Source organism: Microcoleus sp. bin48.metabat.b7b8b9.023, from assembly GCF_013299185.1.
Classification (GTDB): Bacteria; Cyanobacteriota; Cyanobacteriia; order Cyanobacteriales; family Microcoleaceae; genus Microcoleus.
On record NZ_JAAFKG010000004.1, the window covers coordinates 114,352 to 125,811 of the forward strand.

The 11,460-nt window shown below is 45.9% G+C and carries 8 protein-coding genes and 1 pseudogene; 8 read left to right on the forward strand and 1 reads right to left on the reverse strand.

Going from position 1 to position 11,460, the window contains the following annotated elements; translation table 11 throughout:
• Nucleotides 1-304: 304 nt before the first annotated feature.
• The 4 genes from purE to QZW82_RS03925 all read left to right on the forward strand — a co-directional run bounded on the left by purE (nt 305) and on the right by QZW82_RS03925 (nt 6,036).
• Complete coding sequence (gene purE / locus QZW82_RS03910; protein WP_293144866.1) at nt 305-826, forward strand: 5-(carboxyamino)imidazole ribonucleotide mutase; 522 nt, start codon at nt 305-307, stop codon at nt 824-826.
• 74 nt (nt 827-900) lie between these two features.
• Nucleotides 901-2,514, forward strand: coding sequence for an ammonium transporter (locus QZW82_RS03915; protein WP_293144869.1), 1,614 nt, complete (start codon nt 901-903; stop codon nt 2,512-2,514).
• 535 nt (nt 2,515-3,049) lie between these two features.
• Nucleotides 3,050-3,967, forward strand: coding sequence for an SGNH/GDSL hydrolase family protein (locus QZW82_RS03920; protein ID WP_293144872.1), 918 nt, complete (start codon nt 3,050-3,052; stop codon nt 3,965-3,967).
• A 623-nt stretch (nt 3,968-4,590) separates the two neighbouring features.
• A complete protein-coding gene (locus tag QZW82_RS03925; protein ID WP_293144875.1) occupies nt 4,591-6,036 on the forward strand; it encodes an ammonium transporter in 1,446 nt (481 codons plus the stop codon).
• 325 nt (nt 6,037-6,361) lie between these two features.
• On the opposite strand, the gene QZW82_RS03930 is transcribed toward QZW82_RS03925, so the two are convergent.
• Entirely contained in the window at nt 6,362-6,871 is a 510-nt protein-coding gene (locus QZW82_RS03930) for a GxxExxY protein (RefSeq protein ID WP_293144878.1), read from the reverse strand.
• A 52-nt stretch (nt 6,872-6,923) separates the two neighbouring features.
• On the opposite strand from QZW82_RS03930, the gene QZW82_RS03935 reads away from it, so the two are divergent.
• From QZW82_RS03935 to QZW82_RS03950, 4 genes and pseudogenes are all read left to right on the forward strand, one after another.
• A complete protein-coding gene (locus QZW82_RS03935; protein WP_293144881.1) occupies nt 6,924-8,129 on the forward strand; it encodes a 4-hydroxy-3-methylbut-2-enyl diphosphate reductase in 1,206 nt (401 codons plus the stop codon).
• Nucleotides 8,130-9,078: 949 nt separating this feature from the next.
• Nucleotides 9,079-9,714, forward strand: coding sequence for a transposase (locus QZW82_RS03940; protein ID WP_293144884.1), 636 nt, complete (start codon nt 9,079-9,081; stop codon nt 9,712-9,714).
• Nucleotides 9,715-9,786: 72 nt separating this feature from the next.
• Nucleotides 9,787-10,845 (forward strand): annotated as a pseudogene (locus QZW82_RS03945) (ISKra4 family transposase).
• A gap of 24 nt (nt 10,846-10,869) precedes the next feature.
• Nucleotides 10,870-11,400 (forward strand): RNA-guided endonuclease TnpB family protein, encoded by a 531-nt coding sequence (locus tag QZW82_RS03950; RefSeq protein ID WP_293144887.1) that lies wholly within the window; start codon nt 10,870-10,872, stop codon nt 11,398-11,400.
• Nucleotides 11,401-11,460: the final 60 nt, after the last annotated feature.

An 11,460-nucleotide genomic window follows, 5' to 3' on the forward strand; every position in this document is an offset into this window, starting at 1 on the left:
TAAATCTGCGGGCTCGTGATGAGGATGTGGAGATTTTTGCTTTCTGCACTCTTGGCTTGTCACCAAATTGCTTTCGAGCATGAGTTGGGCTACAAAATATCTAAATTTTAGAACTCTTGCTCTCGTCAAATTTACCCCCCGCAAGTCCCCCCTTATTAAGGGGGGAAACAAGAATAATCTTACCCCCTCCCCTTACTCGCTCTGAGGGTTGGGGTGGGGTGCGTTGTATTTCTGCAAGAGATCTTTTAGTTAACGCCATAACTTAAAATTACCATTAATCTGAAATCTCACATCTGAAAATTGCATGAGTCAACCGACAGTTGGAATTATCATGGGCAGCGATTCTGATTTGCCTACCATGTCTGAAGCGATCGCAGTTTGCGAAGAATTCCACGTACCTTGCTCCGTAGCAATTGTCTCCGCCCACCGTACCCCGGATCGGATGGTGGAATATGCTCAAACCGCGCACCAACGAGGTTTGAAAGTAATTATCGCAGGTGCTGGGGGAGCGGCGCACCTTCCGGGTATGGTAGCATCTTTAACACCATTGCCGGTAATTGGTGTACCAGTAGCGAGCCGCCACCTCCAAGGCCTAGATTCGCTGTACTCGATCGTCCAAATGCCAGCCGGCATACCCGTAGCAACAGTGGCGATCGGCAATGCTAAAAATGCTGGCTTGCTGGCAATTCAAATATTAGCAGTTTCCCAGCCTCAATTGCTGGAGCGAATCCTGGATTACCGCAAAACTTTGTCCGAATCTGTAATGAAAAAACAAACTCAGCTAGAAGAGCTAGGCTATCAGAAATACCTCACTATGAACAAATAATCTCTAAACTGTTGTAGTACAATTGGAAAATTTTCGGAATCTTGCTGAGCTGATTAGTTGTAAAGAGGGTGAAAATGATTAAAATCACTGTCGGAAAGAAAAAATCGAAACAATTCAGGCGGGAGTCTTTGAATTTGCCATCTGCTAACTTTTTGACAAAAGTCAGCAGGTTCAAGAAATTACAAAGGACGATCGCCCGCCTCAATCCGAGTTGGCAAGCCTGTATACCTTTAGCAGCCATCATTGTCTGCATCTGGGGATATGCAGCCGTAGCCCAAACCCCTGCGCCCGCACCAACCACCGAGGAACAATTAGCCAGCCTCAAAGTGGGCATGGATACCATGTGGGTTATGGTGGCTGGGATGCTAGTGTTCTTTATGAACGCAGGTTTCGGGATGTTGGAAACCGGTTTTTGCCGCCAAAAAAATGCCGTTAACGTGCTGGCAAAAAACTTGATCGTGTTTGCGTTGTCTACAATTGCTTATTGGGCGATCGGCTTTGCCTTAATGTTCAGCGACGGCAACGGTTTTGTCGGTACAAGCGGCGGATTTTTCCTGTGGAATGTAGCCGACAATAGCCCTGCGACAGGAGAGGCCTATCAAGGCATTTTCGACTCGCTTAACTGGGCGGGAGTACCTCTCAACGCCAAATTCTTTTTCCAATTAGTTTTTGCTGGAACTGCGGCCACGATCGTTTCTGGAGCCGTTGCAGAGCGAATTAAATTCCTGGACTTCTTAATTTTCAGCTTGCTGTTAGTAGGCATTGCTTACCCAATTACCGGACACTGGATTTGGGGCGGTGGCTGGCTACAAAAAGCAGGTTTCTGGGATTTTTCAGGTTCGACAGCGATTCACTCTGTAGGCGGTTGGGCTGCTTTGATGGGAGCGGCATTTTTGGGGCCGCGGATTGGCAAGTACCGCGACGGCGATACTGTGGCGATGCCCGGACACAATATGAGTATTGCCACTCTGGGCTGCTTGATTCTCTGGTTGGGTTGGTTCGGATTCAATCCTGGTTCGACAATGGCTGTAGATCCAAATGCGATCGCCCACATTGCGCTCACCACAAACACCGCAGCAGCCTTTGGGGGAGTTGCCGCCACCATCACCGCTTGGTTGTATCTGGGCAAACCAGACTTGTCAATGATTATCAACGGCATTTTGGCTGGCTTAGTGGGAATTACTGCTGGTTGCGCTTGGATCAACATACCCAACTCTGCCATTATCGGGACGATCGCTGGCATCGTGGTAGTTTTTGCAGTAACATTCTTCGACAACTTGAAAATTGACGATCCTGTAGGCGCAACTTCAGTTCACTTAGTCTGTGGCATCTGGGGAACTCTAGCCGTTGGCTTGTTTTCTGACGGCCCTAAAACTGGCATTTATACCGCAGGCCCGAAAGCGGGATTGTTTGTGGGCGGAGGTTTCGATCAGCTAATACCGCAGTTAATTGGCATTATCTCTGTAGGCGGAATGACTGTGCTGCTGAGTACAATTTTTTGGGCTGCACTCAAAGCTTTGTTAGGTATCCGGGTTTCTGCTGTTGAGGAGGCTGAAGGTTTGGATATCGGCGAACACGGGATGGAAGCTTATACCGGGTTTGTCAAGGAAACTAGCTCTGGGAACAGAACAGAGAGCAGCTACGGCGGTTATTCTGGGGGTGCTGCCGACAGGACTACCAAACTTTAGAGCAAAACTTTAAAGCGTGGGACGATCGAATTTCTTCAGCTTTCTGGCCCTAGATGGGCGATTTGTACGTCCATCTAGGGCTTGACTGTGAAAAACCACAATCTGAAATCCCCCGCCCGCAGATACAGTGCCGATCGCACTCTTGAACCTTTTAAAACCGGTTTATCGTTCTGGGTTGCTTGCTAAAATCGCCCAATTTACGTTAACAAACCGAGTTGGTGCATACAGGCTAGGAAAGAAAAAATGTAACTGTATAAAAGCTCTAAATCGTGATGCAGTAAATCATTCCCCAATTTAAAATCTAAAATCGAAAAATGGAAAATCTCAAATCGCCTGATTTCTGCGCCAGAAAGTTTGGCAGGCAGATTTTTTATGGTAGAGTAGTGCCAAAAAGCAAAGTTCTGCATCGCCGTCACGCCCCACACAGCACAGTGCTTGATTCTTACAAGAATTGAGGCGAAAATTGAACGGTAAAAATTGATGCAGCAATCAGTGCCAATTATTTCAGTATGGTGCCTGCAAATCGCTTGAGTTTATGGAGAAGTTTGGAGTAGTTAGCAGAAGTAGAACTCATAAATCCCTCTTGGGGATGGAAGTTAGCCGATCGAAAACTGTTCCGGTTTGGGCTTTGCTATCTCTGCTCACCAACGCGGTACTAATTGTCACAGTCGCTCAACTAATCGGTAGGGGAAACAACTTGACTGAAAGCTTCCCTGCTAGCGCTGCACTAACGCTAGAAAGCACGGAAGAACTAATTCGCTCTCCGACGGCGACAAACTCTGCAAAGGCAGTGGCAGACTTGCCCCCCGCAGGCCCCCGACACAAATGGTCTTACCAGCAGTGGGTGACGCAGTTGGGCCGCGAAGCTGAGGCCGCCGCCACAAATCGTCCCCCAAAACTGAGTGTTTTGGCTGGGGATTCTTTGAGTATGTGGTTTCCCACGAAGCTCTTACCGCCCGATCGCATCTGGCTCAATCAAGGGATTTCCGGGGAGACTTCGGTAGGTTTGCTGAAGCGATTGCAGTTGTTCGATCGAACTCTGCCCGATACGGTGTTTGTGATGATCGGGATTAACGATTTATTGCGGGGGGCCAGCGACGAAGGGATTTTGAACAACCAGCGACAGATAATCCGCGATTTGCGGTGGGCGCACCCGAAAGCACAAGTGGTGGTGCAGTCAATTTTGCCCCACAGCGGGGAAGAGTCTACCTGGGAAAATCGCGATCGACTATTAGCGATTCCCAACAGTCGGATTCGCGCAATCAATCGGCGACTGAAAGAAATTGCTAGTTCCGAAAATGCTTCCTATCTGGATTTGCAACCACTGTTTGCGGATGCTGACGGCAATTTACCAACCCAACTCAGTACAGACGGCTTACACCTTAACGAGCGAGGTTATCTGGTTTGGCGATCGGCCTTGCAAATGTTCAGTCAAATGCAGTTGAAAAATTAGTCAGTTGTCATTAGTCAGTTGTCATTAGTCAGTTGTCATTAGTCATTAGTCATTAGTCAGATATTGAAGCAAGGAGGAAGATTTTCCCCATCTCCCCCTCCTGGCAGGTACAGGTTTTTGCGTAGCAAAAACCCGCAAATCCAGACAGTGCAAGAGTCGTAGGCTTTTGCCTTGCGAAAATCTCAAACTCTTATGCGATCGGGCTTTTACCAAAAAACCTACATCTCCCCCTCTCCCCCATCTCCCCCTCTCCCCCATCTCCCCCTCTCCCCTCCCCAACTCTCCTCGCAATACTCTGCTCCCACGGGTGATGTCAAGTACCTTTGGATAGATTAAGGAAATATGATGTTTGGTATTTAGTATAATACGATACAGAATAACAGTTGTTACAAATGGTGGAATCCAAAAGGCGGAAAGTATTGGATTGATACTTGACGAATTTAGATGAGTCCGGCTATATCAAGTCCGAGGCTTGAGGATTGGGGAATTATCTATTAAAGATTTGTTCCGCTACAACAGGGACTTAAAACGAAATTAACTATTGCATCTAAAATCCTCGCATCTAAAATCGGCTTGGTCTTCCAGAAAATTGCTAATTATATTTGAGAGAAGGTGAAAGTAACGTGATCAAAAAAAGTTTCACGATCGGAATCCTAGCACTTTGGCTGTTAAGCTGGCCGCTGATGAACAATGCTTTAGCTCAAAATGCTACTGATGCTGCTCCTGCAGCTGCTGCGGTGGCGGCAAATCCGATCGACAGTGGCGATACAGCCTGGATGTTGATCTCATCAGCACTGGTGTTGCTAATGACACCCGGGCTAGCGTTTTTCTACGGAGGGCTGGTGCGATCGCGCAACGTCCTCAACACCATGATGATGAGCTTAGTCATGATGGGACTCATCGGCGTCACATGGACGCTGTGGGGTTACAGTTTGGCCTTTGACGTTTCCACTCCAGTTTCCGAAGGCTTTGGGAAAGGATTTGAAACCTTCATCGGCGGCTTCGACTGGATGTTCTTGAACAACGTCGCAGCCGACAAACCAGATCCGATCGGCTACGCACCGACAATACCGCACCAAGTATTCATGGTTTACCAGATGATGTTCGCCATCATCACTCCCGCCTTGATTTCCGGGGCGATCGTCGAACGGGTAACATTTAAAACCTATTTCTGGTTCGTGCTGCTGTGGTCAACATTCATCTACTCTCCTCTAGCCCACTGGGTTTGGGGTAGAGGCTGGCTGGGAGCGATGGGAGCATTAGACTTTGCAGGCGGCACAGTCGTACACATCAGTTCCGGCGTATCAGCGGTTGTCGCAGCTTGGGTAATCGGCCCCCGCAAAGACCACTTGAACAAGCCCCACACCCCCCACAACGTACCCTACGTCTTGCTGGGAATTGGGCTGCTGTGGTTCGGCTGGTTTGGCTTCAACGGCGGTAGCGCTTTGGGTTCAGGTTCCTTAGCAACAGTGGCTTTTGTCACCACAATGATTTCAACCGCAGCCGGCGGTTTAACTTGGACAATCATCGAATGGGTACTCAGAGGCAAACCTACAGCAGTCGGAATTGCCAGTGGCTTCCTAGCAGGATTGGTAGGAATCACACCTGCTGCGGGATACGTACTGCCAGTGGGAGCGCTGTTAATCGGCTCGATAACTTCCGTTTGCTGCTTCTTTGGCGTTAGCTTGCGAGCTAAGCTAGGATTTGACGACTCCTTGGATACCTTCCCGGTTCACGGCCTCGGCGGAACCGTAGGTGCTCTTCTGACAGGTGTGTTTGCGACTAAAGCGGTTAACGCTGCCGGAAATGACGGGCTGTTTGCCGGAAATCCGGGGCTACTTGTGACACAGTTTATAGGCGTTGTAGCCACTTACGTGTTTGCGGCTGTCGGTACTTTTGTGATTTTGAAACTTTTGGGACAGTTTATGGAACTGCGAGTGCCATCATCTGCTGAAGATCAAGGTTTGGATATCGGCCAGCACGGGGAAGAAGCTTACGGTGAGGATTTTGCCGGCGGTTTCAGTTCCTTTGAATCGGATTCTCCTTTTGCGCCGAAAAAGGTGGGCTAATTTTATCGATATCTATCGCGTAGAGATGCACTTATCTGCGTCTCTACGCTTTTTTTTAACGAACCGCGAAGGCGCGAAGAGCGCGAAGCAAGAGGAGGAAGAAGAGTTAAGATGAGAGAAGGATGCGTTTGATATCAATCGTGACCCCAATCAATCTATAACCCAACTTTCTCATTCTTCTTTCTCTTCCTTCGTGTCCTTCGCGTCTTCGCGGTTAATTCCTTCTTGGTTCGGACTGCGATCGGGATTTTGCTGGCGCTTTTTTTAATTTTTTTTAACGAACCGCGAAGGCGCAAAGAGCGCGAAGGAAGAAGAGGAAGAAGGGTTAAGATGAGAGAATTATTCGTTTGATGCCTTCTTTGAGGATGGGAACGTTGAAGTTGATCAGCAGGCCTAGGGTTTTTTTTGTCATTTTTAGATAGGAGATAACTTGCGCGTCGTGGATAGGGGCTAGCTTTTCGACAGCTTTTAGTTCGACAATTAGGATATCGCCTACTAGAAAGTCTAATTGACCTTCGCCGACGCGATGACCTTTGTAGTTGATTGCTACTGGCTTTCTAGGCTCACAAGGTATCCCCCGCAGGCCAAATTCCACTTCTAAGGATTCCTGATACACTGATTCTAAAAATCCTGGGCCCAATAGCCGATGTACCTCGATCGCAGCCCCAATCACTCTATAGGCTAACTGTTCTACCTGCTCGCCCAATAGTCTCATTCTTCTTTCTTCTTCCTTGGCGTCCTTTGCGTCTTCGCGGTTCATTTCTTCTTCCCTTTCATCGATCGTACAAACAGCATATCCGCTGTTCCCTACTGAAGCAAATAATCCCGATCGCACCCAGGCCTTCTAAAATCAAAGGTAATTAACCTAGATTTGAACTCGGTACCGCATGGATACTAAAGCTTTTAAACGATCGCTCCAACAGTCTGAAAACTACCACCGCAAGGGTTTCGGACACGAAGCTGAGGTAGCTGATGTAATGGAGACAGCTTATCAAAGCAGCCTGATCCAGCAAATTCGCGACAACAATTACAGGCTGCAACGCGGCGCTGTCACCATCCGGCTGGCTGAGGCTTTTGGCTTTTGCTGGGGAGTTGAACGCGCTGTGGCTATTGCTTACGAGACTCGCCAGCACTTCCCCTCGGAACGGATTTGGATTACTAATGAGATTATTCACAATCCCTCTGTGAACCAGCATTTGCGCGATATGGAAGTTGGTTTTATTGCTGTGGAAAAGGGGCAGAAAGATTTTTCTGTGGTGGATAGCGGCGATGTGGTAATCTTACCTGCTTTTGGAGCGAGCGTGCAAGAAATGCAGTTGCTGAACGATAGGGGTTGCAAGATTGTTGATACTACTTGTCCTTGGGTTTCTAAGGTTTGGAATACTGTTGAAAAACACAAGAAAAGGGATTATACTTCGATTATTCACGGTCAGTACAAGCACGAAGAAACTGTGGCAACGAGTTCTTTTGCTGACAAGTATTTGATTGTGCTGAATTTGCAGGAAGCTGAATATGTCAGCAATTATATTTTGCACGGAGGCGATCGTGCTGAGTTTCTTGCTAAGTTTAGCAAGGCTTGTTCTGCTGGTTTTGACCCGGATGTGGATTTGGTAAGTGTCGGGATTGCTAACCAAACTACTATGCTCAAAACTGAGACTGAGAATATTGGCAAGTTGTTTGAAAAGACGATGATGCGGAAGTTTGGGCCGTCCAATCTTAACGAACATTTTCTGAGTTTTAATACTATCTGCGATGCGACTCAGGAACGGCAAGATGCTATGTTGAGTTTGGTTGAGGAAAAGTTGGATTTGATGTTGGTGATTGGGGGTTTTAATTCTTCTAATACTACTCACTTGCAGGAAATTGCGATCGACAAAACTCTTCCTTCTTATCACATTGATTCTGCGGAGCGCATTCTACCGGGAAATCGCATCGAACACAAGCCTTTGGGCGGGGATTTGGTCGTAACTGAAAATTGGCTGCCTGAAGGTAATATTGTTGTCGGCGTGACTTCGGGTGCTTCGACTCCTGATAAGGTTGTTGAGGATGCGATCGATCGCATTTTGGCGATGAAAGCCACTGTTATTGCCTAATTCTCTGCTTGGCTACTGCACTCGGAATCCTTTTTTTCGGCGTGCAGTGCGATCGTCTCGCTCGCAAACAGACTGTAGACTCCAATTGCTCTTCATTCCATCTTGATGCTGAAAATTATCTGAAAATTATAGCGGTTCTCAAAAAAGTGAGGTATGCGTGCGATGCCTATGCCCTATGCCCTATGCCCTATGCCCTATGCCCTATGCCCTATGCCCTATGCCCTATGCCCTATGCCCTATGCCCTATGCCCTATGCGTACCTCATATGAGAGCTCAAAAGGCTATATCTGCGTTTATCTGCGGTTGGTTTCCCTAGGAATTTCTCCCCTGCCTACCCAAATTATTTTTTTCACAAATGATGAAAAAATCGCCTTTTTTTTGGGGTAAAAAGCTTGACGCCGGCTGCTTGATAAGGTATTATTTGATAATGGAAATACTGGCAATTTTCAAATTGAAGTCACCACTCCCATTATCTAAAATATACCCCATAAATCAACCAAAATCAATAGGTAAAAACTCCTTTTTTTGCGCCGCGATTTGAAATAGTCAAAGCAGCAAAAGTGATGCCACAGAAAATGACTAATTAAGCTTAGCGAGAGAGCGAGAGATTGTATATTTGGCCTCTCTTACTTAAGGAGGATGCGAAGAGGAGCTAGTACCTAGGTAGCAAATAAATAGACAGAGTGGTACACTTGTGGACAAATCTACGGTATACCATTTTGTTTAAACCACATGAATTCGCAAAAAAGCTTGGATTGTCAGTAAAAAGACTCGCCGTCTCCTCAACATGAATTGCTAGAATACTTGAAATAATTCACTGTTTTTCCTGTCGATTATACGGCCTGCAAAATTACTCCAAGGAAATCAAATAAAACTAAAAAATGCTGTTGACAAACCCCTACAATATGTGGCAAAATTAAACAAATAAATCGAGTGTTGAGGCCAAACAATGCTTCTGTCCATCAAGACAAAGTTAAAGCCAAACAATAACCAGGCAACGGTTATGAGCAAACACGCTGGCATAGCGAGGTTTACTTATAATTGGGGACTAGCTACTTGGAATAGCCTTTATCAAGATGGATTAAAGCCCAATAAATACCTACTCAAGAAATTCTTCAACAATCATGTAAAACCTGAATTTACATGGATCAAAGAGACGGGAATCTGCCAGAAAATAACTCAATACGCCTTTGACAATCTTGGGGATTCGTTCTCTAAATTTTTCTCAAAAAAAGGTGGATTTCCCAGATTCAAAAAGAAGGGGCATCACGACTCTTTCACTATTGACGCGGGCGGTAAGCCTATCCCTGTGGGTGGTACGTCTATAAAGTTGCCGACAATCGGCTGGGTAAAAACCCACGAAGGACTACCTCACACAACTTGCAAGTCAATCACCATTTCACGCACTGCCGACAGTTGGTTTATCGCATTTGCTTACGAACAGAATCATGAACCCACAGTCAAAACTCATGAAATTGTAGGAGTTGATTTGGGAGTAAAAGAGTTGGCTACACTTTCAACTGGCGTAGTATTCCCGAACCCAAAGCACTACAAAGCGCATGGGAGCATCTCAATTATGCAATAAGTAGAAATACTTACAATGGTAATATGCAAGAATTATGTAAAATGTAAAAACACACTTACGAGTCAGAAAAATATGACCCCAGAAGAAACTCAAGAAATCCAAAAATGTCTAGAAACGGTATCCTCTATCTTACTCCAGAATACACCATCAGAACAGCTAAAAGACTTTGGCAGTATTGAATTAGCCGTTAGAGATCATGTCCTCAAAGAAGTAGCTCCAGAAATTGGAAAATTTTTTAAGCAGCAGCAGTCAGACAGAAGCAGGCAGAGCCAGAGAAATCCAGACCTGCATGGGTAAATGGCGAGTAACAGAACAACAAAGTAAAAAACTTGGACTCAAGAAAGGGACAAGATTAAGCCCTCACGCCGGAAAAATGCTGCCTAATATTGAGCGCTAACGTATCTTATGCCAATGCGACCAAAGACTTACAACAACTCACAGGAATATACGTATCCCACAGTACGCAACAACGGCTAGTACATCGACAAGAATTTGTGGAGACTGTAGCACAGAAAACTGTCACCGCTTTGAGTTTAGATGGAGGCAAGGCAAGATTAAGAACCGACTTAGGAGAAGCCAGTGAATGGCGAGACTACAAAGCCGTGGCGTTGCATAATCAACAGTGTGCCGCTTTCTTTCAAGATAATAACAAGCTATTGGATTGGGTGAATCTACAGCCTTTAAGTGAGCCAATTACTTGTTTGGGTGATGGACATCCAGGGGTCTGGAATTTGATAGCTGGGATTGCTTCATCCGAGAAACGTTTAGAGATTTTGGATTGGTATCACCAAACATGAAAACCTGTACAAATTGGGTGGTTCTAATCAACGTTTGCGAACCGTGGAGACTCATCTGTGGCGTGGTCAAATTGATGGGGCAATCGCTGCTTTGGCTGACTGGGATACACCTCACGTCAAAAACTTTCTGGATTATTTAGAACGACATCGATGTAGAATTCCTGATTATCAGGTGATGCAGTCTAAAAAAATCACAATTGGTTCTGGTGCTGTCGAGGCGACAATTAAACAAATTGGACGGAGAATTAAAATATCCGGAGCACAATGGAATCGTGACAATCTGGCTCAAGTTCTGAAACATCGTTGTGCTTATTTAAATCTCGCTTTGGCCTGAATAGTATTTATACTCATTACATATTTGAGATGCTCCCAAGCGCATTTTCTAAAGCTGAAGAGATTATCAAGAGTTCTTGCTAGAAAGGTGAAAGGTTCCAGCAATAGATACAAAGCCAAAATCCAACTGGCAAAACACCATGCAAAAATAGCAAACCTCAGAAAGAATACTCTACATCAAGTCACTACTTACTTATGCAAAAAACACGCAAGGATAGTAGTAGAAGACTTGAATATTGGAGGGATGCTAAAGAATCACAAGCTAGCACAGGTAATAGCTGATTGCGGATTTCATGAATTTAAACGCCAGCTAGAATACAAAGCGAAAAAGTTTGGCTGTGAAATTGTCGTTGCTGACCGCTGGTTCCCGTCGAGCAAAACCTGTTCGAGTTGCGGGCATATTCAAGATATGCCACTCAAAGAAAGGGTTTATAACTGTGGAAGTTGCGGTCATTCGATGGACAGGGATTTAAACGCAGCCATCAATTTATCACGGTTGGCTTTCACGGTGAAAGCTTACGGAGGGATAACCGCTCCCATGCTCCCGACGAAGTAAGAAGCAAATGTCTAGACTTGTCTAGTATTTGTGTAGCAGCAAGACTAAACTAGAAACAAG